The organism is Mesorhizobium sp. M0615, from assembly GCF_040320805.1.
GTDB lineage: Bacteria > Pseudomonadota > Alphaproteobacteria > Rhizobiales > Rhizobiaceae > Mesorhizobium.
Window position 1 is genome coordinate 300,661 of sequence record NZ_JAMYQI010000009.1, and the last position, 23,692, is coordinate 324,352.

23 protein-coding genes are annotated in these 23,692 nt (G+C 61.3%); 4 read left to right on the top strand and 19 right to left on the bottom strand.

Annotated features, from left to right (window positions below):
- Positions 1-65: 65 nt before the first annotated feature.
- Positions 66-230 (bottom strand): hypothetical protein, encoded by a 165-nt coding sequence (locus tag NKI46_RS18350; RefSeq protein WP_348524243.1) that lies wholly within the window; start codon positions 228-230, stop codon positions 66-68.
- A 995-nt stretch (positions 231-1,225) separates the two neighbouring features.
- On the opposite strand from NKI46_RS18350, the gene NKI46_RS18355 reads away from it, so the two are divergent.
- Both NKI46_RS18355 and NKI46_RS18360 read left to right on the top strand, forming a co-directional pair.
- Positions 1,226-1,885 (top strand): L,D-transpeptidase, encoded by a 660-nt coding sequence (locus tag NKI46_RS18355; protein WP_023682764.1) that lies wholly within the window; start codon positions 1,226-1,228, stop codon positions 1,883-1,885.
- A gap of 10 nt (positions 1,886-1,895) precedes the next feature.
- Positions 1,896-2,408 (top strand): OmpA family protein, encoded by a 513-nt coding sequence (locus NKI46_RS18360; RefSeq protein WP_023667764.1) that lies wholly within the window; start codon positions 1,896-1,898, stop codon positions 2,406-2,408.
- A 305-nt stretch (positions 2,409-2,713) separates the two neighbouring features.
- On the opposite strand, the gene NKI46_RS18365 is transcribed toward NKI46_RS18360, so the two are convergent.
- The 10 genes from NKI46_RS18365 to NKI46_RS18410 all read right to left on the bottom strand — a co-directional run bounded on the left by NKI46_RS18365 (position 2,714) and on the right by NKI46_RS18410 (position 10,514).
- Positions 2,714-3,526 (bottom strand): SDR family oxidoreductase, encoded by an 813-nt coding sequence (locus NKI46_RS18365; protein ID WP_280790897.1) that lies wholly within the window; start codon positions 3,524-3,526, stop codon positions 2,714-2,716.
- Positions 3,527-3,584: 58 nt separating this feature from the next.
- Complete coding sequence (locus NKI46_RS18370) at positions 3,585-3,749, bottom strand: hypothetical protein (protein WP_023695159.1); 165 nt, start codon at positions 3,747-3,749, stop codon at positions 3,585-3,587.
- A 23-nt stretch (positions 3,750-3,772) separates the two neighbouring features.
- Complete coding sequence (locus NKI46_RS18375; RefSeq protein WP_023738315.1) at positions 3,773-5,539, bottom strand: thiamine pyrophosphate-dependent enzyme; 1,767 nt, start codon at positions 5,537-5,539, stop codon at positions 3,773-3,775.
- Positions 5,540-5,548: 9 nt separating this feature from the next.
- The gene (locus tag NKI46_RS18380) at positions 5,549-5,710 is read right to left on the bottom strand and encodes a hypothetical protein (protein WP_023751093.1); all 162 of its coding nucleotides are present in this window, start codon (positions 5,708-5,710) and stop codon (positions 5,549-5,551) included.
- 114 nt (positions 5,711-5,824) lie between these two features.
- Entirely contained in the window at positions 5,825-6,013 is a 189-nt protein-coding gene (locus tag NKI46_RS18385) for a hypothetical protein (protein ID WP_023707234.1), read from the bottom strand.
- A 172-nt stretch (positions 6,014-6,185) separates the two neighbouring features.
- The gene (locus NKI46_RS18390; RefSeq protein ID WP_023699894.1) at positions 6,186-6,431 is read right to left on the bottom strand and encodes a hypothetical protein; all 246 of its coding nucleotides are present in this window, start codon (positions 6,429-6,431) and stop codon (positions 6,186-6,188) included.
- Positions 6,432-6,444: 13 nt separating this feature from the next.
- Complete coding sequence (locus NKI46_RS18395; protein ID WP_023818615.1) at positions 6,445-6,660, bottom strand: hypothetical protein; 216 nt, start codon at positions 6,658-6,660, stop codon at positions 6,445-6,447.
- A gap of 187 nt (positions 6,661-6,847) precedes the next feature.
- Positions 6,848-7,975, bottom strand: a complete 1,128-nt coding sequence (locus tag NKI46_RS18400) for an NAD(P)/FAD-dependent oxidoreductase (protein WP_023695155.1) — start codon at positions 7,973-7,975, stop codon at positions 6,848-6,850.
- Between the two features lie 60 nt (positions 7,976-8,035).
- A complete protein-coding gene (locus NKI46_RS18405; protein ID WP_023695154.1) occupies positions 8,036-9,577 on the bottom strand; it encodes an amino acid ABC transporter permease/ATP-binding protein in 1,542 nt (513 codons plus the stop codon).
- A gap of 94 nt (positions 9,578-9,671) precedes the next feature.
- Positions 9,672-10,514, bottom strand: coding sequence for an ABC transporter substrate-binding protein (locus NKI46_RS18410; RefSeq protein WP_023825904.1), 843 nt, complete (start codon positions 10,512-10,514; stop codon positions 9,672-9,674).
- A 213-nt stretch (positions 10,515-10,727) separates the two neighbouring features.
- Here NKI46_RS18410 and NKI46_RS18415 point away from each other — a divergent pair, with 213 nt between their 5' ends.
- Positions 10,728-11,822 (top strand): LacI family DNA-binding transcriptional regulator, encoded by a 1,095-nt coding sequence (locus NKI46_RS18415; RefSeq protein ID WP_352747272.1) that lies wholly within the window; start codon positions 10,728-10,730, stop codon positions 11,820-11,822.
- Positions 11,823-11,999: 177 nt separating this feature from the next.
- On the opposite strand, the gene NKI46_RS18420 is transcribed toward NKI46_RS18415, so the two are convergent.
- The 8 genes from NKI46_RS18420 to NKI46_RS18455 form a co-directional block, all read right to left on the bottom strand.
- Positions 12,000-13,418 (bottom strand): NAD(P)/FAD-dependent oxidoreductase, encoded by a 1,419-nt coding sequence (locus tag NKI46_RS18420; RefSeq protein WP_352747275.1) that lies wholly within the window; start codon positions 13,416-13,418, stop codon positions 12,000-12,002.
- Positions 13,415-14,278, bottom strand: coding sequence for a PfkB family carbohydrate kinase (locus NKI46_RS18425; protein WP_023686873.1), 864 nt, complete (start codon positions 14,276-14,278; stop codon positions 13,415-13,417). The genes NKI46_RS18420 and NKI46_RS18425 overlap by 4 nt, the downstream gene beginning before the upstream one ends.
- On the bottom strand, positions 14,275-15,129 hold the full coding sequence (locus NKI46_RS18430; RefSeq protein WP_023686872.1) for a sugar phosphate isomerase/epimerase family protein: 855 nt from the start codon (positions 15,127-15,129) through the stop codon (positions 14,275-14,277). Before NKI46_RS18430 ends, NKI46_RS18425 begins: the two co-directional genes overlap by 4 nt.
- Positions 15,130-15,150: 21 nt before the next feature.
- Positions 15,151-16,011, bottom strand: coding sequence for a carbohydrate ABC transporter permease (locus NKI46_RS18435; protein WP_023686871.1), 861 nt, complete (start codon positions 16,009-16,011; stop codon positions 15,151-15,153).
- Positions 16,008-16,967, bottom strand: coding sequence for a carbohydrate ABC transporter permease (locus NKI46_RS18440; RefSeq protein ID WP_023682778.1), 960 nt, complete (start codon positions 16,965-16,967; stop codon positions 16,008-16,010). Before NKI46_RS18440 ends, NKI46_RS18435 begins: the two co-directional genes overlap by 4 nt.
- An 11-nt stretch (positions 16,968-16,978) precedes the next feature.
- Positions 16,979-18,301: an ABC transporter substrate-binding protein gene (locus NKI46_RS18445; RefSeq protein WP_023825901.1), complete on the bottom strand. Its 1,323-nt coding sequence runs from the start codon at positions 18,299-18,301 to the stop codon at positions 16,979-16,981.
- 28 nt (positions 18,302-18,329) lie between these two features.
- Positions 18,330-19,343, bottom strand: coding sequence for an SIS domain-containing protein (locus tag NKI46_RS18450; protein WP_023686869.1), 1,014 nt, complete (start codon positions 19,341-19,343; stop codon positions 18,330-18,332).
- 173 nt (positions 19,344-19,516) lie between these two features.
- On the bottom strand, positions 19,517-20,539 hold the full coding sequence (locus tag NKI46_RS18455) for a LacI family DNA-binding transcriptional regulator (RefSeq protein WP_023753931.1): 1,023 nt from the start codon (positions 20,537-20,539) through the stop codon (positions 19,517-19,519).
- Positions 20,540-22,235: 1,696 nt separating this feature from the next.
- Here NKI46_RS18455 and NKI46_RS18460 point away from each other — a divergent pair.
- Positions 22,236-23,684, top strand: coding sequence for a TolC family protein (locus tag NKI46_RS18460; protein WP_023738304.1), 1,449 nt, complete (start codon positions 22,236-22,238; stop codon positions 23,682-23,684).
- The last annotated feature ends 8 nt before the right edge of the window (positions 23,685-23,692 follow it).

The window sequence follows — 23,692 nt, forward strand, 5'->3', positions numbered from 1 at the left end:
CCGTGACAAAAAAAAACGGCTGCGCAGTGCTGATCAAGGAACGATCGAAGCCGACCAACGCAGGGTCACTCGGACGCCCGGTCCTCCAGCAGAACGAAGGATGCGGCGATCAAGTCGTCGCCATTGATACGTCCTTGGCTGTCCTCCAACATGGTTGCAACCTTGTGGAAGGCCATCATTTCACCCGCGTCAATCTGCGCTTCACGCATCTTGGCTGTGAGATCAGCCACGCGATTTCCTAACGAATGTGATTTTGCAGTCTCGCAATTCGACATGATTAGTCGTCCTTTGCCTTGGGGTTTCACGCTGCCGAACGCAATGCTTCAGCGGATGTTCCGAATTTGGCCATCAGTCTTATGGGATAGGACTTGCGTCTGATGGCGGTTGGAAGAAGCCCGAACGGCGGAACACCCAGCCGGAAGCCGTTGATCGAAGTCCCTTGTCGCCGGTTGAGATCCCGCCATCTTCACTGTCGAGAGGGTGGCGGGATCGCCTTCCGAGGAGCGAGCACATATGAGAGTAATAGGTATTCGCAGATGTACTCACGGCCATCCTGCTCGCTTCTTTTATCTGCGCATGTTCATTCTTTTCGGGAAACCCCATCTCTCCAACAACACGCAACACCGCGTTGCTACCCATGATGATGCGATGACAACTGCATCAACAAGCAAAGCGTCTTCGCCTAAGGTGCGATTGCCGGGGGCTTTCGACTTGAAGGTCGTCCAACGGGTCCCGGTGGTCAGGCGGTGGCGTTCAGCGGGAGCCAGGTAGACTCATCGCGAAATCCCGCAGCGAGGCATGTCGCAAGTCCTCCTCACCGCGTGCGGAGACCGAGCGCGGAATCCGCCTGGTTCGTTGTAACAGGCATGCCAAGATGAGTTTCGGCGCCTGGACGCGGAAAAACCCGCCAGCGTGAGCCAGCGGGCCTTGTGATGGGATGGCCCGCGCGTGCGGTCAAGGCTGCGCGGGCCGACCATGATGAATGAGGGGACATCTTGGTCACCGGCACGACCGATGAAGAACGAGCCGGGTGTGACAAAACACCCTTGGAGCGAGGATGTTCCCGTCCGCACAAAAACGCCCGCCGGCGTGAGCCGGCGGGCAGCCGCTATTTTGCCGTCAAGCGGACAGACCGCTTGCGGCCCACCCACTGCAGCATTTTCCACTTTGAGCCGAAATCATTCTCAACTATGGTTCGCCAGGCTTAAGGCATGGGGGATTGCCGATGGTTTTATCACGCAGGGGTGTCGTGCTCGGCGGTCTGGCGCTGGTCGCGGTCGGTGGAACCAGCAATATTGTTCAAGCCGCGGGGGCAAAATCCTTTTTCGCCGGTACCGCCAGCGATAACGATTTCGTCTATCGCAAGACCAACTTCGCCAAGATCGACAAGAGATGGCATCGCCAGATCGTCAAGTATTTCAGCAGCGAGCCGGTCGGCACCGTCGTGGTCGATACCCGCCACCACTTCCTCTACCTCATCATGGAAAACAAGACTGCCATCCGCTACGGCGTCGGCGTCGGCAAGGAAGGCTTCAAATGGTACGGCCGCGCGACGATCGATCGCCGCGCGCTGTGGCCGCAATGGGTCCCGCCCCCCGAAATGCGTGAGCGCAAACCGGACTTACCGCCCATGATCGCAGGCGGCGCGTCCAACAATCCGCTCGGGCCGCGCGCGCTCTATCTGTACCGCGACGGCGCCGACATCGGCTACCGCTTGCATGGCACGCTGGAGCCATGGAGCATCGGCACCGACGCTTCCAGCGGCTGCATCCGCATGTTCCCCGAAGACATCATCGACCTCTACCAGCGGTGCCCGATCGGCACCGCGGTGGAGGTCCTGCCGCACATCGCCGACCAGGCGCCCGCTTCCACCACTGTCGAATGATTGGCGCATCATGAACCGCATGATTGAAAACACGCGCCGGCTGCTCGCCGCCGGCCTGCTGGTTGTGGCCACATCCTGCTCGACCAGCAACACGCTGGCCCCGTCGACGCCCGACGTCACCAACGCCGAGATTGCCGGCTTCCAGAACGTGCAGCCGGGCAGCGAGGAGGATTTTATCCTCAATGTCGGCCGCCGCACCTACTTCACGAAAGGTTCGGCCGCGCTCGATTCTGTCGCCAAGGCCACCCTCGACACCCAGATCGCCTGGTTGACAAAGCATCCGCGCTGGCTGCTCAAGCTGCAGGGTTTCGCCGACGATCCCGGCGCAAGTGAAACGGCGCTGTCACAGCAGCGCGCCGATGCGGTGATGGACTACCTCGCCGCCGGCGGCATAGACCGGAACCGCATGTGGGCCAAGGGCTACGGCAAGGACAGGCTCGTCCGCGACTGCCCCGACTCCGCCTGCAGGTCGCAGAACCGCCGCGTTGTGTCTAATTTGCGCGATGAGAGGGACGAGTCGTAGAGGCTGCTGTTTTGCTGGTCGCCAAATCAGTCTCACAACGCGACGGCGGCATGGCTGCAATGCGCCTATCGGGGACATTCACCCAGCGTTTGCCCCTCCCCGAAAGCTGACGCTCCGGTGAACCCGGAATGAAGTCAGCCTCGCGTCTACCAACCTCCGGTTCAGGGTCTGGTGGGTGGCTTCGGCATGCGCCTCGACCAGTTTGCGGACGTGGCAGTTGTCCGCGATCCTGATCGCGCATGAGCCTCGCCAGATGTCAGTGTGCTACCGGGAGTTGGCGCCGTGGAGCTGGCAGGTACGCTCGCTCAAAGCATCGGCCGTCCACCGGTGACCTCGTAGAGTGCGCCGGTGGTGTAGCTCGACCCTTCCGAGGCAAGCAGCACATAGGTCGCTGCAAGCTCTGCCGGTTGCCCGGGACGCTTGAGCGGTGTGTTCTTCCCGAACTCCTTGACCTTCTCAGAGGGCATTGTCGACGGGATCAGCGGCGTCCAAATCGGCCCGGGAGCGACCGCGTTTACCCGAATGCCGCGTTCAGCTACCAGTCCTGCAAGTCCGGCGGTGAAGTTGGCGATCGCTCCTTTGGTAGTGGCGTAGGCAAGCAGTGCCGGCGAGGGACTGGTCGCGTTGATTGAGGATGTGTTGATGATGGTCGAGCCGGGTTCCATGTGCTTCACTGCTTCCTGGGACAGATAGAACATCGCATAGACATTGGTGCGAAAGGTGAGATCCCATTCCTCCGCGCTGATGTCCTCCAGCTTCTCGAACGACGCCTGGTGGGCTGCATTGTTGACGAGGATGTCCAGGCGCCCGCATTCATCGATAGCTCGCTGCACAAGCGACCGCGCGAAGATTTCGTCCGAGATGTCGCCGCGTGCGAGCACCGCCTTGCGCCCCGCTTCCTCGACCAAGCGCGCCGTCTCCTGCGCATCTTCGTCCTCTTCAAGATAGGAGATCATGACGTCGGCGCCTTCGCGTGCAAACGCGATAGCCACCGCCCGGCCGATGCCCGAGTCCGCGCCGGTGATCAGCGCGACGCGGTCCATCAGCTTACCGCTGCCGCGATAGCTCTCCTCTCCGTGGTCGGGCCGTGGATCCATCTCGTCGGTGTAGCCGGGCATGTCCTGCTGCTGTTCGGGAAGCGGCGGCTGAGGATATTTCTGCTGGGCATCCTGCATGTCAGCTCCTTTTTTGGCTGGAGTTGCGGTTGTGTCGATCCGGTTCCGTGATCGGTCCCTTGGCGGCTTTCGAGCCACCGCCCCATTCCTCGGCCTTGCACGCTTGGTCGCCGCCCATGAGGTCCGGCGAACTGCGATTTGCGGTGCCGCTGTCGGTCTTGTTCAACTCGTGCTCCTTCTTGCGTGTCGTCAGTCTTTCTCGCCGGCGGTAATCATCGACCTCAGCGGCTCTTGCGCCACATTCGCCTCGATTTCCGCGCGTCCGGGAGTGTCCGATAGCGCCTTGCGGAAATTTTTCGCATAATCCGGTGGCATCTTCGGTGGCATCATCGGTTCGTACGGGTCGACCACGGCCTCGATGACCACCGGACCCTCAGCAGCCAGGGCAGCGTCGAGAACACCTTCCACCTCCTCGGCGCGAGAGACGCTGTAACCAATGCCGCCCATGGCTTCGGCGGCCATGGCGAAGTCGATGGGCTGGAGTTCGCAGGCGAATTGCGGGTTACCGAGGAACATCATCTGCTCCCAGGCGATCTGATTGAGCATGCCGTTCTTGAGCACGAGCACCTTGAGTGGGACCCGGTACCGAACTGCCGTCGAGAACTCGCCGAGTTGCATCGCGAGACCGCCGTCGCCGACGACCGCGAAGACCGGCCGGCCGGGAAAGGCCAGGCCCGCGGCGATCGCATAGGGCAGTCCGCATGCCATCGAGGCCAGCGCGCCCGAGACGCCGAAGGCCTGCCCGTCACGCAGCTCGATATGGCGGGCCGCCATCTCGGTGTTCTGGCCGGAATCGGCAACCAGGATCGCATCATCGGGCAATCGTTTCCCAAATGCGCGTGTGACCACCTGGGGCTTGAGCGAAGTGGCGGCCTTTTGCTCCGACTGCGCCATCATCTCGCGCCAGCGTCGCATGCCCGCCTGCGCCTTCTCGAGGAAGCTGCGATCATCCTTGCGCTTCAGGCGCTTGTTCAGCAGTCGCAGCGTCACGGCGGCATCGCCGGCAAGGCCGGCCTCAACGGGATAGCGCAGGCCGATGCGCTGCGGGTCGCGCTCGATCTGCACCCCGCGCGCCTGTCCCGGCTTCGGGTAGTATTCGATGTAGGGAAAGCTCGAGCCGACGACGAGCAGCGCGTCACATTCCTCCATGATTTCCTGCGACGGCAGCGTGCCGAGAATTCCGATGCCGCCAGTCGTCAGCGGGTGATCGTCGGGCAAGGCAGCCTTACCGAGCAAGGCCTTTGCGACGGGGGCACCAACCAGCTCCGCCGTCTCTTCCAACTCGTGCCTGGCACCAAGCGCGCCCCGACCGGCGAGGATCGCGGCCTTCGTCGCCCCGTTCAGGATCTCGGCGGCTTTCGCAAGTTGTTCTTCGTCGGGAAGCCTGCTTCCTTCGAACCAACGATCCGGCGTATGCGACGGTTTGTTGCGCTTCGAGCGCTTGGCCTGGTCGAGCGTGTGCTCCTGCACATCGCTGGCGATCGACAGATGCGCAACGCCGCGACGTGCCAGCGCCGACCTGCAGGCGAGACCGGCCAGGCTTTCCATATGCGCCGCGTCGGAGACCTGCGCGTTGAAGACGGCGACATCGCTGAAGACGCGCGTCAAGTCGACATCCTGCTGGGTGAAGGTCTCGATGAGGTCGTGGAACTGCATGCCGGTAATGGCGAGCACCGGCGCTTGGTCGAGCTTGGCATCGTAGAGTCCCGTCAGGAGGTGTGTGCCGCCAGGGCCGGAAGTTGCGAGGCAGACACCGAGCTTGCCTGTCCATTTTGAGTAGGCGCACGCCATGAACGCTGCGGATTCCTCGTGTCGCACCTGAATGAAGCGGATACGGTCCTGCCGTCTGCGCAGCGCCTCCATGATGCCATTGATGCCGTCGCCCGGCAGGCCAAAGATGATATCGACGTTCCAGTCGATCAGCGTCTCGATGAGGATGTCCGCGGCGGTCGGCATGTCTCAGTCCTACCGCGATGCGGATCCCGCCGCCTGGCTGCTCTTGTTCGCGGTCTTGTCAGTCTTACGCTGGTCTTTGTCGCCGCCGCGATTGCCGCCATGCAAGTCGTCGGAAGATTGAGCGGTCTTGCCGTCTTCCAAATTAGTGGCCATGCGCAAAGCTCCCTTCATCCGGCCTGCCTAACCAGAAAGTCGGTGAGATGTTCCGTGCCCGAAGGCAAGGCCGCCTAGTCAGGTGCCGAAGGCAAAGGTCTCAGTACCACCCGATGAGGCGCTGTTCGGCAGTCAGCGGCTGAACAGGCGAGGTGCGATCGAACAGACGAAGGCATCGAACTGCTGCGAGGCCGAGGATTGCATGTAGTGGCCGAGGCTGTCTGATCGCCAAAAGCTCTCGCGGCAGAGCTGGCCGATGTTCAGGTCGCGTCTTCGCAGGTCCCTATAGCCAGAGCGCAACGCCGCCCGGACCGTCCCCATAGGCGAACTCCTCGCACCCCTCGTCGACGATTTCTCGCGCGGGATTCCGCCTCAGTGGCGAAAGGACTCGTTCGTCGCGCACACCGCGGCGGGCGATGTGCGCCTCGACCATGCGGTGCCTGGCGTGCCGGTAGTCTGGCATGGCTCCTCGATAGCCTTAAAGACGACAGGCTTAGTCGTCCTGCCTGCGCTTGTGGTGCTCGCTCTCCTGGTTTTCGCCGCGGATCATCTGGCGATCATCCTTGTCGGTCAATTCCACGCCCTCGTCGCGCAGATTGGCGCCGCCTTGCCGCGCCTCGCGCTCCTGCTTGGTTCTCTTCAGCTCATCCTCGGCATTGAAATCGTCGCCGGCATTGCTGGTGTTCTCGCGCTTTTCGATGATGCGCAGCTGCTGCTCGTGGGTCTTCCGGCCGGCCATGGCAAGGCGCCTCCTACTTGTTCGTGCGTCCGGTCTGGTCAGGATTGATGCCGCCCTGAGGCGTGACATCGTTCTCGACATCGCCTTCGAACGTATTGTCCCCATCGAGAGCATCGTTCTCGTCGAGCATATCGCCGCCCTTGACCGCGCCCTTCGAGGTGCCGATTCCCGGGTTGTCTCGCAGATCCTTGTCCGAGGGCTGTTTAGTCTTGGGGTGTTGGTTGGTCATGGAATTTCTCAGCGCTGGTTGAGCTTGGACGAACGACGGTCCTGGCGCTGTCCAACTTCAACGTGGAGAAAATGTTCCGGAACAAGTTCGCTTGTCAGGTGCGCGTAAGCGGCCAGGCGGCCGCCGTCTCGGCTAGCGAAACTCCAGGCATGCCACATTACATCCCATTCCGAGGCGAATTGGCAGGCTAAAGTGAAAATCGAGACGGTCGAAAGCTTGCAAGGAGTGGGTGCTCTGTTCCGGTGGCGATCTCGGTTGCAAGCAGTTCGCCGGCAATCAAGCCAAGTGTTGCGCCGCTGTGGCTGAAGGCGACGTAATACCCCTCGATCTCCCGCAACTGGCCGAAGACCGGCTCGCCGTCTCCGGGGATCGGCTTGGGCCCGACACCGTAGCTCTCCAATTCCAATTTCGGATGACCGTCGAGAACATTCGACGCTTCGTCGAGAAGCCCTTGGATGGTCGATGCTTTTACGCGATAAGTCCCGTCCGGATTGACTACCACCTCTTCTTCCGACCAGGCAGAATCGAGCGCGAGGGCGCCATCAGGCGTCGGCCGGATGGCGACGCGCGGCGTGTTGAGCACGGCGCGTAGAGGCAAGTCGACTGGCTTGGTCCTGACCAGCAGCGCGATTGGTGTCCCATCGGCAATACGCTGACCGGCCACGGCGACCATTCGCGGCACATCCGCACCGGTCGCCAGAAGCACCGCGTTGGCGGCGAAGCTGATCCCGCTGGTGGTGGTGACGCCGGTGGCGCGGCCGTTGGCGACGGTGACGGTAGCGCTTCCGGCCTCGGTGACCACCTGGCCGCCCCGCTCCACGAATTCCGCGATCAATATTTCGATCAGCGACGGCAGGTCGACCCAGCCCTCGCCCGCGTTGAAGATCGCGCCTTGAGGCGTGACAGCGCTTGCGCAGACACCCGGCGTGACCAACCTTATGGCGTCCGCGGACAGATGCTGCGCATCATAGCCGAGACGTTTTTCGTGAGCGAAGACATCGGCGATCTCGTTTGAGGCATCGTCCGCATCCCACGTCAGGCCACCGTCGAAACGCAGCCAGGCGGCATCCGGGCATCGCGCCGACAAACTGCGGTAGCGGTCGATACCGATCATGCGCAGGCGATGATATTCAGCCGAGCGCCTGCGCGCCGAATTGATCCAGGCGAGCGAGCGGCCGGAAGCTCCCTTGGCGAGCGGTCCATCATTGACCAGCACGGTCTCGATGCCGAGCCTTGCAAGATGAACGGCCGAGGAGACGCCAAAAATGCCGCCGCCGACAACAACGACCTTGGAAACCTGATGTGATGCAGCCATGAGATATCTTTCACTGGTGGAGGTTGGTTTGGGCGGCCGTCTTGAAGGGCTCATGCGTGATCAAAGCACTTCGGCAAGGAAGTGCTTCAGACGCGGGCTTTTCGGCGTGTCGAAAATCGCGGCAGGCGTGCCGGCCTCGATGATGCGGCCTTCATCCATGAAGACGACCTGATCGGCGACCTTGCGGGCGAAGCCCATTTCATGCGTCACCACGACCATTGTCATGCCGCGCCGGCCGAGATCCGCCATGAGGTTGAGCACACCCTTCACCAGTTCTGGATCGAGTGCGCTCGTTACCTCATCGAACAAGATGACCTCCGGGTCCATCGCCAATGCACGAGCGATTGCCACACGCTGCTGCTGGCCACCGGAAAGGCTCCCTGGACGATGGTGTTTGCGGGTCGCAAGCCCGACGTCGGCAAGGCGCGCCTCGGCGATGCGCTCAGCTTCCTGTACAGGGAGCCCCTTTACCTTGGTCAGCGACAGCATGACGTTTTCGAGCGCGGTGTGGTCGGGAAACAGATTGAACTGCTGGAAAACCATGCCGACACGCCGGCGCAGTTTTTCAGGCTTCATCGCCAGGATGCTCGCACCATCGAGCAACACCTCACCGCCCTTGGGCTCGACCAGGCGGTTGAGGCAGCGCAGCAGGGTCGACTTGCCCGAACCTGATGGGCCGATCACGCATGTGACCGTGCCAGGCTTGACTGCCAGGCTGACGCCTTTGAGAACATCGAGGTCGCCATAGGCCATGTCGAGATCGGTAATGGCGAGACTGCCGCCCTTGAAGCGGGGCAGCGCTGAGCGGGCATCAGAGCCGGCCTCCGAAAGTGCACTGCCGGTGGCGCCCTCCAGTTCGCTCACTTCGGCCAGGCCGCTGATGACGAGGCCTGCCTTTTGCTTTCCGACCCGCAGCGAGTTGTCGATGTAGTTGACCACATGGGTCAACGGCACGGTGATGACGAGATAGAACACGCCGGCCAGAAGCAATGGCGAGAGATTTCCGGTGACCACTGCCTGGTCCTGACCGACACGGAAGATCTCGCGCTCCGAGGCGAGCAGACCGAGGAAGTAGACAAGGCTTGAATCCTTGACGTTGCCGATGAACTGGTTGACGAGGGCCGGCAAGACGCGGCGGATGCCTTGCGGGATCACGATCAGGCGCATGCCTTGGCCGTAGCTCATGCTGAGCGCCCTGCAGGCCTCCATCTGCCCGCGCTCGACGCTCTGGATGCCCGAGCGGAAGATTTCGCCGATATAGGCGCCGGCGATCAGGCTCAGCGCAAGAATGCCGAGCGGAAAGGGCGAAGGGCCGAAGATTTCACGGCCGATGCGGGCAAAGCCCTGGCCTATCAGCAGGATGGTGACGATCGCCGGCAGCCCACGGAATATATCCGTGTAGACCCGCGCCGGAATGCGCAGCCAGCGCGATTGCGAGATGCCCATGACCGCCAGGATCATGCCGAGGATGACACCCAGCACCGTCGACGCGGCGGCGAGGATCAACGTGTTCTTCAATCCGATGGTGATCATGCTGGGCAGCACGTCCGCCATGGCCTGCCAGTCGAGGAAACTGCGCCGCAGGTTTTCGAGCCAGTTCATTCGCCCCCCTTTCGGTTGCGCTATTCACATCGTCCGCATCAAGGACGGCGGCGTAATCCGGCCGCCGGCATGAGAGCCAGCGGCCGGGTACGGTCTACTTCTTGGGAAGATACTGGTCGGGCATCGGCGAGCCGGGGAACCACTTTTCATAAAGCGTTTTCCAGGTGCCGTCCTGCATGGCCGCGTGAAGGGCGGTGTTCAGCGCATTGCGGAGCTTGTCGTTGCCCTTGCGCAGGACGAAGCCGGCCGGCGCGTCAAAGGAAGGAATATTGACCGCGATCTTCAGGTTCGGATAGCGAACGCCATAGTCCTTGGCAGCCTCGTAATCGAGGAAGTGGGCATCCACGGTTCCGTTGTTAAGCGCCGAAACGGCGGAGTTGTTGTCGGGGAATTTGACGAGATCGGTTCCGACAAAATTCTTCGCCGCGTAGATTTCCTGGAGCGTGCCTTGCACGACGCCGAGACGTTTGCCCTTGAGCCCGTCCGCCGACGTGATCGCCTTGTCGGCGGTAAGCACGGAGAGATAGCCTGCGATATACCCGTCGGAAAAGTCGACGGTCTTCTTGCGTGCTTCCGTCGTGCCGATTGCCGCGACCGCGACATCGAAGCGCTCGTTTGCAACCGAAGGCATAAGCGCCGAGAATTCCTGGCCGGTGAAGATCACCTGGTCGGGCTTGAATCCAAGGCGGCTCGCCACGTTGCGGAACAATTCGATGTCGAAGCCGGTGAACGACCCATCGGCCTGGGTGAAAGCGTAGGGTTTGGCATCGCCCATGGTTCCGACGCTGATGACCTTCGCATCAATGAGGCCATAGGGATTGTCATCCGCGGCGGCCGCTCCTGAAACCAGCCCGGCGCCGACGCACATCGCCATAAGAGCCATTGCGCCGGTTCTGACCGGGCACATCAACGACTTGAGAATTTCTTTGCTGCTCATGTCTTTCTCCACTCTGAAGGTCTGTTCTTCTTGGTATTTGCGTCGAGCCGCCATCTGGCGCGCCGACATGCCCTTGCCGAAATCACGGTCCGTCACGCCTCTCGGCTCCACTCCTTTTAAAGAGACCGGTCTCATATTGCGTGAGACCGGTCTCTTTGTTAATCGTTATCGCCACGTTGACCTGCCGTCAACAACTCTTGTAGTCGTCATCCGATGAAAAGAACCGCCCCCAAGACCCCGTCGATAACGGTCAGCGACGTCGCCCGCGCGGCCAATGTTTCGAAAGCGACAGCCGCGCGCGTGCTCGGCGGATACGGCGTCGTCAGCAACATGATCCGCGCGGAAGTCATGGCCGCGGCCAAGGCCTTGGACTATCGTGCGAACGAGCTCGCCCGCAGCATGACGACCGGCCGCTCCGGCATCATCGGCGTGGTTGTCGGCGACATCGAGAACCCGTTCTTCAGCCTCGCGGTACGCGGCATCAGCGACGCGGCAAAGGCAGCCGGGTTCAACGTCATCCTGGCCAATTCCGGCGAGAAGATCGAGGCGGAAAAGGCGGCCGTGAAACTGCTCATCGGCAAGCGCGTCGACGGGCTGATCGTCACGCCGTCGGAATCGCGCGACATCGCGCACCTGCGCGATATCCACCGCTCGGGCCGACCGCTTGCCCTGCTGGATAGGGCGCTGGCAGATCTGGATGTCGATACGGTCACGACCGACGATCGCGGCATCGCCATGCTGGCGACCCGCTTTCTAGCCGATGCCGGCCACCGCAACATCGCCTATGTGACCGCGGTCGACGCCGAAGGGCACGAGTACCGCGATCTCGGGCAGATCTACACCTCGTCGGTCCGTGAGCGCATCGACGGTTTCCTCACCGTGTGCCGAGAGGCCGGACTTGATCGGCCAGAACGCTTTGTTCGCCTTGGCGCGACAAGCCCCACCGAAACGCGCAGGGTTGCCGGCGAGATGCTGTCGGCGCCGGATCGGCCGACGGCGATCCTCGCCTCCGACAGCGTCATTGCGCTGGAGATCTTCAAGGTGACCCGCGAGCGCGGCCTGCGGGTTCCCGACGACATTTCGCTCATCACTTTCCATGATGCGGACTGGACGAGCGTCACCACGCCGCCCATCACCGTTATCGACCAGCCCGTCTACGCGCTTGGCAAGAGCGTCGCGGAATTGCTCATCCGGCGATTGAAGGGAGATTCCCGCCCGGCGGAAAAGCTCATTTTGCCGACCGCCATCATTGCACGCGGATCCGTTGGCCCGCCCTCGAATGGAAAGCCGCAAGTGCGCCAAGCATAGGTGTGACGGCGATACGGCCCACATGAATACGTTAGAACAAGGTCGACGCACTCCGCTTTAAGAATGTACGTCGATCAACCCAGCAAGCACCCTGATCGCAATGCCGCGTCCACCGTCATCGGGACGGCACGTGCCGGCTCATGGTTTGAAGAGCGTGACGATGAGCCAGATGCCCGGCTACTTCTTGGGCCTGCCTGGCTTCAGGGCTGCCAGAAGATTGGTGATCCTGCCCGCCTTTCGGTTGCGGATCTCGGCCTCGTTCTTGCGGCGGACCGCGGCGCGGACAAGCCTGGCGCCGAGATAACGCAAAGGCTCGGGCGGCAGCGACATGCGCCGCTCGATGCCGACCAGACCACTTTCGCTCCAGCGATCCTTTCGCTCGAGCACCAGGCTCGCCAGAATGCGTCCGGCTATCGGCGTCTGCGCGATGCCGGTGCCGTTAAATCCCATGCCGTAGAAGATATTGGGATGATCGCGCAGGTGGTCGAAGACAGGAACGTGTTCAGGCACGCAGTCGATCGGCCCCGACCAGTCATATTCGATCGCCACACCGCGCAGCGAGGGGTAGACCCGATGCAGCTCTCGCATATTGTCGCGACCGTGCTCCGGGCTGCGGTTGAAGCTGGCGCCGAAATTTCCACTGAAGGCGACGTTGCCGCTGCCACGACCGAAGACCACCCTGCCCCCGATGGTGCGCTGGTAGTAGAGCACCTGGGCCTGGGAATCGCAGATCGAGGCACCGTCGCGCCAACCGATGCTGTCGAGCAGTTCGGGAACGGCGGCAGTGGCAATCACCTCGCTGCCGACGACATAAAGATGTCGCCGCAGTTCCGGCAGCGCGGAAAGCCAGGCGTTGGCGGCAAGCACGATTTTGTCAGCCCGTACCGCGCCATGCGCCGTGCGCACCGTGCATGTCATGCCGGGTTCGATGGCGAGGACCGGGCTGCGCTCATGGATGATGACGCCGCGTGCCAGTGCCAGCTTGCGCAATCCGATGGCAAGTTTGGCGGGATGGACCGTGCCGGCAGTGGTCTCGACGACGCCGACATAGGAGGCCGATGAACCGGTGCGGCGTTGAATGTCCTCGGCCGTCAGCGGGCTGAAACGGTTTTCTCCAACAACCGCCGTCAAGGCCACGGCGGTCTCCCAGGCGCCTTCCTGCGCAATGGAGCTTGCTGTCCACAACCATCCGTCCAGCCTCAGGTCCATGTCTATGGTGCCGTTTTGCTGCAGCGTCTTCAGCTCCGCGATCGATGCCACCGTGTCGGCGCACAGCAGGCGCGCTTCCTCGAGACCGACGACCGCACTGATCTGGTCGATTTCGGCGAACCATGAATGGACCTGACCGCCGTTGCGCCCCGAGGCCCCCGATCCGCACAGATCGGCTTCAAGGATCACCACCCGCGTTTGCGGCGCAAGTTCAAGGATCCGCAGCGCCGTCCACAGACCGGTATAGCCGCCACCGACGATCACCACGTCGGCGCGCTCGTCGCCTCGCAATGGCTCGGTCGCAGGGGCGGCGGCAATGTCCTGCAGCCAAAACGACCGGTCAGATGCAAGCGCGACCGCAGGCTGCCGCAAACGAATTGTACTCACGCTTGGGCTCCCTGCGCATCGACAATGAAGCTGGCATATTTGGCTGGCAGCCAATCGGGTATCGGACGCGGTCTCTGGGGAAACCCGCCAAGATGGGTGCAGGTCTGCGCCGCCGCGATCGACGCCCTGTGCAATGCCTCCAGGGCGCCGAGGCCGCCGAAATGGAAGCCGGCGAGGAAAGTGGCAATGAAACTGTCGCCGGCGCCACACGTATCCACGACATCGACAAGCGTCGCCGGCGCATGCACGACATTCGTGCCATCGTCGAAGTAGGAGCCGCGTCGACCACAGGTCAAAACTACCTGCCTTGCGCCGGCCGCCCTGAGCGCGCCCAGCGATGGCTCGATGGGAACATCGACATCGTCCGGTCCGGACGCAAACAAAAGCGGGACACCGTCGAGCGGCAGCGCCATATGGGCGGTCGATAGATCGATGCTGAACGGCACATGGTCCGTCACCAATCGTTGAACAAGGTGCTTGTTGGCGTTGGTGCCGAGATGCACCCAGTCGGCCGCGGCGATGACCGCATAATGCGCGGGCGCCGGCATGTAGTTTTCGCCCACACCGAAGGATTCGTGCAGGAACTTCCGGTCGCCGGATTCATCGCGCAGCAAGGTGACGGCCGTATCGCCGGGACGCCGTTCGACGTCGTCCGGAGATAGGCCGGCACCTTGCAGTTCGGCAAGCACCACGTCGCCTTCGGGATCGTTCCCGACGGCGCCGAAATAGCGCGCGGACCAGCCGTTGCGCCGCCATTGCGCCGCGACATTCAAGGCATTGCCGCCCACCGTCATCAAGTTGTTGGTCAAATAGGCATCAAGGCAATTGTCCCCGACCGCGATAAGCTTTTTCGACCTCATGCCGGCACCGTTGCGCGATCGATATACGGCGCGATGGCGCCAAGGCAGCGTGTCCAGGCTTTTACCGGATCGAGCGCGTAGGAGCCGTTGCCGAACGGCTCGAAGGTGAACTTACCGGCATAGCCGAGGCGCGCGAGTTCGCTGACATAGTGGTCGAGCGGCAGCGTGCCCTCCCCCCACACCAGATGCCCGCCTGGCGTGCCGTCGACCAGATGAACATGCGCCAGCCGCGAGCCGAACAGGTCGACATAGCCGGCCACGGTGTCGCCGGCCGTGGCCATGGCGACAGTGTCGAGCACGATATCGATATTGCCGGCGCCCACCTCATCCAGCATTTGGCGCAGGCCTGCCGCATTATTGACGAGGTTGCTCTCGAACCGCTGCAACGGCTCGAGCAGGCAGCGCACCCCGTTTGCGGCGGCGCGCCGGGCGATCTCGCCGATCGAACCGACCGCGCGGTCCCATGCCGGTTGCCGGGGTTCGCTCTCGTAGCCCCGGCCGGGCGTCAGGAAGAGATAGCGGGCGCCAAGCGCCGCGCAGATGTCGGCTGCACGCCAAAACCGCTCGATGCTGTCCTGGCGCAGTGCGGCGTCGCCGGAGGCAATGTTGATTGGATACAACACCTGCTCAGGCGTAAAGCACCAGGCCGACAGCTCGTTGTCGGCGAGTACCCGGCGAACGGATTCGACCCGTGCGTCCGTGGCGTGGAACAGGTCCAGATGCTGGGCAATCCCCCACAGCTCGATCTCGCGCAGGCCAAAGCCTCGGATCGTCCTGGCGACCTCATCGAAGGGGAAGTGCTGGAAGCTGAAATTGGCTCCGATCAGCTGATGAGCAGCGAGCTGCGGCATGAAGGCTCCTTTCGGGAATTGTTATTTGCCGATGCCTTCGGCCAAGCCACGGATGAAGTAGCGTTGCGCGCCAAAGAACACGATCACGATAGGCAGCGCCGAGATCGTCATGGCCGCGAACACCACGGCATAGTTGGTCCCGTGGGTTGCCATGATCGACGTCAGTCCGACCGGCAGCGTCTGCACATCCGAGCCGCTCGTGAAGATCATGGCGAAGAGATATTCGTTCCAGGCGAACAGGACGTGCAGGATGACGCAGGAAATGATGATCGGCCGGCACAGCGGCAAGGTGATGCGCCAGAAGATCTGACCCTCGCTGGCGCCATCCATCGTCGCCGCCTCGTCGATGTCTTCAGGCAGATCCAGCATGTAGGCGCGGATGAGGAAGGTGGTGAACGGCACACGGAACGCCGTGTAGAGAATGATCAGCGCCCAGTAGGTGTTGTAGAGACCGAGCGCCTGCAACATCTTCACCAGTGGAATGATCGCCACCGTGGGGCTCAGCATCAAGCCGCCCAGAACGATGGCGATAACCAGCGGCTTTGCCGGCATCTTGGTGCGGGTCAGGCCGAAAGCCGTCCAGGCGCTGATCAGCACGGTGCATATGGCCGAAGCGACGGTCACCAGCACCGAGACTGTCACGTAGCCACGCACGCCCTGGTTCCACGCTTGCACGTAATTGTTCCACGACCAATGGGTGGGCAGGGCGAAGGGATCGCCGAAGATCTGCGCATTGTCCTTGAAGCCGCTCAGCGCCATCCAGATCAGCGGATAGATGACGACGACACCAAGGCAGACCAGGAATGAATAGAGCAACGTCCTGGCGATGACCGACCACACATTGACGTGCCGGCTGCGACCGGCTGCGACCATCGCACTCATAGCTGCACCCGGCGGCGCTTGGTGTACCAGAGCTGTGCCGCACCTGTGAGCATGGTCAACATGAAGATGACGGCGGCGATCGCCGCGCCATAGCCGAAATTGTCCTCGATGAAGGCCTTCTGGTAGAGCCACGTGCCCAGCACCTGGCTGCTGTTGTTGGGCCCGCCTGCGGTCATCACCATGACCTCGTTGAACACCTGGAACGCGCCCGTGATGGTGACGATGATCATCAACCCCGTCATTTCCCGGGTCAGCGGAAAGGTGATGCTCCACAGGCGGCGAAGAGGACCCGCGCCGTCGATCGTTGCGGCATCGTAGAGGTCGCGCGGGATCTTCTGGATGGCGATGGCGAACAGCAGCGTCGAATAGCCAAAACCCTGCCATTGGCTCATGGCGATGATGGCATAGATGGCGGTGTGCTCATTGCCGAGCCAAGGCATGACGAGCTGGCTCAGTCCAACACGGCTGAGCGCGGCATCCAGCAAGCCGATCTGCGGCTGGTAGATGAAATAAAACAGCAGGCCGGTCACCGTGATCGAGATTGCCGACGGCACGAAATAGACGGCGCGCCACAGCCGGCGCCAGCTTTCGCTTTTCAGGTCCTCGATAATGGCCGCCAGCAGGAACGCGCCGAAGACCTGGAAGATGACGGAGATGAGAGCGTAGAGGCAGTTGTTCCACAGCGCCAGCAGCACGACCGGGTCATGCAGCAGCCGGTCGTAGTTGGCGAGGCCGACATTGGTGACCTCGCCGGTGTAGATGTCCTGGTCGGTGGTGCTGACGATGAAATTGTCGACGATCGGATAATAGACGAACCAGCCGATGAGGATGAGCGCGATCGCCGCCCATCGCAACGACAACAGGTTGGCGAAGCAGGCCCGCCGGCTCTTTGGCCGTTGCGGCCTGGCGACGCCGATGTCGGCGCCGCTGTCCACTGTGTCCGAGGCCCTTGCCATGCTCGCCTGCTTTATTTGGCCGCGGATGCGGCTTTGCGCACCTCGTCCATCACTTGCTCGGGCGTCATCGAGCCGCCCGCCAGCGCCTGCAGGCTGGACAGCCAGACGGCGGCGACGCGCGGTGGGTTGGCCGTATCCAGCCAGGGCATGAGGTATGAGGCGGCGTTGATATCCTTGAGGCCATCGACCACAGCCGCGCTCATGTTCGATTCCGAGGCGCCGCCGATGGTGGCGCTCGGCTGGCCATAGGGTGGCGCAGACAAGACCTGCGCATTTTCCTTCGAGGTCACGAACTTCATGAAATCGATCGCCAGCGGGATGTTCTTCGATGCCGCATTGATCATGTAGCCCTCCGGCGCGCCCTCGATCGACTTGGCGTCACCCTTGGCGCCGGCGGGCACCGGCAGCCGGAAGAATCCGAAATCGGCGGGCTTTAACGCCGACTCCGGCGTGGCGGCCTGATCGAACTCGATGATTTCCTGGTAGTACATGGCCGACTGGGCGTTGGTGAAGGCCTGGAGAGCCGAGGCATAGGATGTGCCGTTGACGCCGGCGCCATCGGTGCAGCGCTCGACAAGCTGGCTGAACTGCTTGAGTGCTGCGACATAGCCTGGATCGCTGTATTGGGCGGTGGCCGGATCGAAGTCGCGTTCCAGCGTTCCCTGCGGCACGTTGTAGGCGAGCAGCTGGCCTGCAAAGTGGATCGCCGGCCAAGCCTCCTTGTTGCCGAAGGAGATCGGTGTCACGCCGGATTTGCGGATGGCGTCGCAGCTGGTCAGCAAGTCCTCGAAAGTGGCGGGTGCCTTGAGGCTGAGCTTGGCGAAGATCTGCTTGTTGTAGCCCATGAACTTGGCATCCTGGTAAAGCGGAATGCCATAGAACTTGCCGTTGTACTGGAACGCCTTGACGGCGGCTGGAGACAGCGACTTGCCCCACTCGGTATCGGCAGCAATGACGGGCGTGAGATCAACGGCGCGATTGCCGCGCACGAAATTGCCACCCCAGCTGCCTGTCCAGGAGAAATAGATATCGGGCAGCGAGTTGGAAGCGACCAGCGTCTTGGTCTTGCCCTTCACGCTGTCGTCGCTCTCCTGGATAAGTTCGACCTTCACATCCGGATGGAGCTTCTCATAGGCCTGTGCCAGGTTGACGAAATAGGGCGACAGCTGTTGCAGCCCGAACTTGGTCAGGACCGAAAGCGTGCCGGTGTATTCCACCTTGGCGTTTGGGTCGGCCGTGACAGCCGGCGAAGCGGCGGAACTGCCGCTTATCGACAACCCCAATGATGATACCGCGGCCACCGTGACCGCCACGACTTGCAGCGAACGTTTCATGGATAGCTCCTTCAGAGGTAAGAGGGGATCAATATTCCACGCGTTTGTAGTAGCGACGGGTGGTCAGCGGGTGGTTGCGCAGCACCTCGAGATGGGCGCTCAGCCGCTCGAGCAAGGTGGCGAGCAGAACCGGCGAGATCATGCCGCGGACCTTTGCGGAGATGCCCGGCAACTTGACCGAGGCCGCGTCCAGCGTGCGAACGCGGTCCGTGTAGCGCCTGGCGAAGTTCTCGACCCGGTCGGCCAGGGGCCGAAGGGCATCTTCGCCCTTGAACACGAAAACGCTGACGCCCGGCTCGACCAACTCGAGCGTACCGTGGAAGAAGTCGGCGGCGTGCACCGGGCGGGTGCGAATCCACTGCATCTCTTCGAGGATGCACATGCCGTAATAGTGTGCCTCCGGCCACACCGAGCCGGCGCCGGTGAAGATGTGATAGGTATCGTCCTTGATTGTCTGGGCCAGTTCGGCCGCCCTGTCCTCAAAGGCAGCCTTGGCGTCGGCAAGCAGATCCGGCAGCAGTTTGAGTTCGGCGACAGTGCCATCAAAATCATCATATTCGCCGCGCTCTTCCAGCAGGGCCAGGACGATCAGCAGCGTCTGCAGGTAGAAGGATTCCGACGAGGTGTCGTCTTCGGCGAAGTTCGTGAAATTGTGGTCAGCCTCCCGTGCGATTGGCGTATCCGAATGGCCGGTGAGCGAAATCGTGCGCACACCACGTTTTTTCAGAAAGGCCATGAGCTCGACGCCTTCCTTGGTCGTGCCCGACAAGGACGGGATGACCACCACGGCCTTGCTGTCGAGACCGGCGGGCGGATCGATCACGACCTGCGCCGGATAGGCACCGCTCACCGGGAAGGTGGAACAGCGCTGCGCCAACTCGATCGCGGGCAAGGTTAGAAGCTGCACGCCGCCGGTGCCCATGAAAAACAGCCGCTCGACGCCATCTGCCAGCAGTGTGCGCATCAGTGAGCGAACCTCACCTGCGACGGCGACGGCCCCGCTTTGGATCTTCACGAAGCGGTCCCTATCGAAGTTCAGCATGACGTTTTCCTTGTATTTCGCATGTTACAGGCCTCTAGCCCGCCTTAGGCGTCGGTGGGCCGTCTAGCTCGTTTTCCCGATGTGAGATCGATCTCACAAGCAATAATGGGCACGCAATTTCGCCAATGGCAAGTCCTTTAGACGAAATTCTCCGAAATCGAGGGGTTTGCTCTTTAGCGCACAGCGCGCCGGGCAACCGATCCGCGTACGATCAAGCGGGTCTGAAATCGGGTACGGCGCGGTGCAACCTTTTTGCCGGCAAGCCGCTCCAGCAGGTATCTGGCGGCGAGCGGTCCGATCTCGGAGATGGGTTGCGCCACGACCGTTATCTGCGGATCGGTGAACGTGGCGAGGTTGAAGTCATCGAAGCCAACCACCGACACATCATGCGGAATCGAGAGCCCCATTGAACGCAGGCCAAGAAGCGCGCCTTGCGTCATGAGGCTGTCCACCGTGAACAGTGCGGTCGGGCGATTGCGCCGGCTGAACAGGCGGATCGTGGCTTCGATGGCGTGCTCGACGGTCGAGCGCGATACGCCGATGAGCGCTTCATCGATTGCGATCCCATGCGAGTGGAGCGAGTTTTGGTAGCCAGCCAAGCGTTCCTGTGCCGTAAAGATGCGTGACTCGTCGCGCAAAAGACCGATCCGGTGGTGACCGTTGCCAACCAGATAGTCCACTGCCTCGCGTGCCCCGCCCTCGTTGTCGACGACGACGCTGTCGCATTGCAGGTCCTTTACCACGCGGTCGATGAGCACGATCGGTGCGCCTTCGCGGGCCAGTTGCACGATATGGTGGCTGTCGGTTGCAGACGTTGGGGCAAGGATGAAGCCGCGAATGCTGAGCGAGCGAAGGCTCTCAAGCAGTTCTTTCTCCTGTTCTACATTCTCCTCGCTGCTGGCAATCAGAAGATTGTGGCGGTGCTTGCGCAGTTCCACCTCTATGTCGTGCGCGATTCGGGCGAAGAACGGATTCTGGATATCGCCGGGCACGAAGCCTATGATCGGCAATTGTCCGCTGCGCAGCGCCTGCGCGACGAGGTTGGCCCGATAGCCCAGCCTTTCGGCTGCCTCAACCACGCGGAGCGCCGTCTCGTCGCCAACGTAACCATAGCTGTTGAGCGCCCGGGCGGCCGTGGCGCGCGACACCTTAGCCGCTGCGGCAACGTCCTTTAGTGTGATTCCTTTCTGGGCCACAGGTAACCGTCCTTCTTGGATCTGAACATTGCGTCAGATCATCCTCGGCTCGTCTTGCCGGCATCGTTGTGCGGCATATCGGACGATTCTCAAACTGCGAACATAGCTTTCGCAACTCCTTGCCACCTAATCGAGATACGCGCGCTGTTTGGCTATCTGGAAATTTGATCCACGAATGCACCTACATGTTGTGCAGTCAGTTCATTGCCTTGCACTGCCAGCATACGGCAATGAGTTCACGCCATGGTCCAGGCGGCCTCCCTGGCATCGATCATAACACCGATGGAGACGACTAGCCTTGCCGCCAAACTCGTCCAGCGATTGGAGGCGAGCTTTCAAAAAGGTCGAGCCAGACGCTCAAGGCCCGCTGCACGGAGAGCCATAGGCTGGGAGACTCTGAGCAAATCGGGAATCTGAGTCGCTTGCTCTGAACCGTCGGCATCATGCTGCTAACCGGTTTTGATCCTCCGGGGCTCCGCATTGGCAATAGCGACGAAAATGCTGTCGAGCAGACCCTTGTCGCGGAAGGAACTTGCCAAGCAAGGGACCTCGGCCAGTACGCAAAAACGCCCGGCACTCTTGCGATAGCCGCGGAATATGCGGAAGGTCCGTCAGGCGGTCCGTCAAAGGCAATCTCTAAGCACCGATTGTCGCTGATCATCCTGAAAGGATTTGTTTTTATTTCAGCGCGTTACGTCAGATTGGCGTATTTTCGGCGGCGTTTGAGTGGGCCTGAATCATTCCCACTCGATTGTTTATACAGCCTATAACCCATTGAACGACTGTCAGTATTTTCCATCACAGCAAAAAAGTCCGCCACCAGAACCGTCAAAAAATTACCCTTTTGATTTAAAGGAAAAATCGGCGCAAAAAATATTTTGAGGTTTCACCAACTATCGGGATCAATCGGACGATTTTTTGCAGTTTGTGGCGTTCGACAGCCGCGCCCAACACTTTTCGAAATTACCGTCACTGCTCCAGGTGCATTTGCGCGTTTCAAAATCAATGGCTATGGTGGGCCCGGAGGGCGAATGAAAATCGTTGATTTTGTTGAGTTCTTCGTGGGCCAAAATCTGAAAGCTTCCCGTATGCTCCCGCGACCCCGAACTGCCGACCATAGCTGACCTCGTTTTCCAAACCTTGGGAGACCAGGTCCAGAACGTCGGAAATTGGGGCCGGTTGCAGATCGGCAGCTGTGGCAACAGCCGCGCGACCAGCTGACGGTCTAGCGTCTCGATATGGCCGATGAGACTTGGGAAGTACGAACATGCGGCAGCTTGCAGGCAGTTGTAATCCGTGGAACGGATTTACGAGTCGACGCGCCGGATTAGGACGGGCTCACTTGCCTCGAAGTTCATCCTGTTGCCAACCAATTGCCATGTGGGCTCGCAGATGAATATGCGCCCCAGAAATAGTCAGGCTATCTGAGCAGATTGGTTGTAAGTTGCCACTGCGGTCCCTTCCCCGGGGAGCATTCTCCTTTGCCTGCGCGAACCCGGATGGCTGTTGCCAGAAACCGCACCTGAGTATCTTTATGTGCTATTTTTGCTACATTCTTTAGATTTATGGCTTGAACTCAGCGTTTTACCGGTCACTAAATCAATAAGCGCTCACATATTTTGTAAATTTGTGAACAATCACGCTTGAGTTGTAGCGCCCGGGGATAAGGGCGCGGGGAAACGTTGGGATGGGCAAAATGAAAACAATAGTTATGCCGGCCATTGGCAAGCGCCTTGGCCTGCTGACGACGGTCGCCATATTGAGCTGTGGGAATGCTCACGCGCTCACTCTCCAGGAGGCGATGGCGGTTGCGGTGGAGTCCAACCCCGAAATTGGCCAAGCGATCGAAAACCGCGAAGCAATCGAATTCGAGCTACGCCAAGCGAAGGGACTTTATCTTCCCAGCGTCGATGTCGAGGCGTCGGCGGGGGTTCGTCGTCTCGACAATTCCTCCCGGCGTTCGCTGTCCATAGAGGATGACGCGCTCTATCCGGCGGAAGCCGATGTCGTTGTCACGCAGACGCTTTATGACAGCGGCGCAAGGCGGGCGGAACTGAATCGTCAGGCGTCGCGGGTCGACGGCGCATCGTTCCGGGTGCTGGAACGGTCTGAATTCATTGGACTGTCTGTCGTCCAGGACTATCTCGAATACATGCTGCAGGCTTCGATCGTTTCAGAAGCGAAGAAGAATCTGGGCTTTCACCAGGCAATCCTCGGCGACATCCGGCAAGGTATTGCAGGCGGCGCGTTGAACGAGGCTGATCGCCAGCAGGCCGAGGAGCGGCTGTTCGCTGCCAAGGCACGTATGCAGGAGGCGACCGAAGAACTGGAGGCTTCCAAGATACGGTTCTTCAAGACGGTCGGTAAGCCGCTGACCAACGCGTCAAGGCCAAGCGATGTCTCGAGCGCGCTGCCAAGGTCGCTCGACGACGCGCTAGGGCTGGCGCGACAGAACAATCCGCGCGTCCACATGGCCAACAGCGATATCGACGCCGCCGCCTCCCTGGTGGATGCGGCGCGGGCGAAATTCGGGCCCTCCGTCATCGCCGAAGGCCGCGCCCGCGGCGGCTATGACATCGACGGCGACGATGGCGACGCCAGCGACCTGCAGGCGCGGCTGGTGCTGCGCTGGAACCTCTATCGCGGCGGCATCGACAAAGCCAACGAGCAAGAGCAGGTCCGCCGCACCAGCGAGCAGCGCCTTGTGCTGCACCAGGTCCTGCGCGAGATCGAGGAAGCCGTCCGTACATCATGGGATCGCCGCTTCCGGCAGGCCGATCTGGCAAAGACATTGAAGCTTCAGGCTGCCGCCAACGAAAGGCTGGTGGCGTCCTATCGCGAGCAGTTCAAGGTCGGACAGCGCTCGCTGCTCGACGTGCTCGACGCGCAGAACACGCGATTCAACACAGCTACGCTTGCCGACACCGCATCCTACGCGTCGCTTTTCGCGCAGTACCGGCTGCTGGCGGCAACCGGGCAGTTGCTGAAGACCATGAATCTTCAGCCGGCAAAACAGGCCACCGCCTATGCCAAGGCCGAGTTCAATGCGCCTGAAACGGCCGACACCGAAACCTATGCGCGCACGCCGTCGGAGCAGACGAACGATCTGCCTTTCGACATCCTCGCACCGGTAAGAAAGAAGTAGGAAGGTCA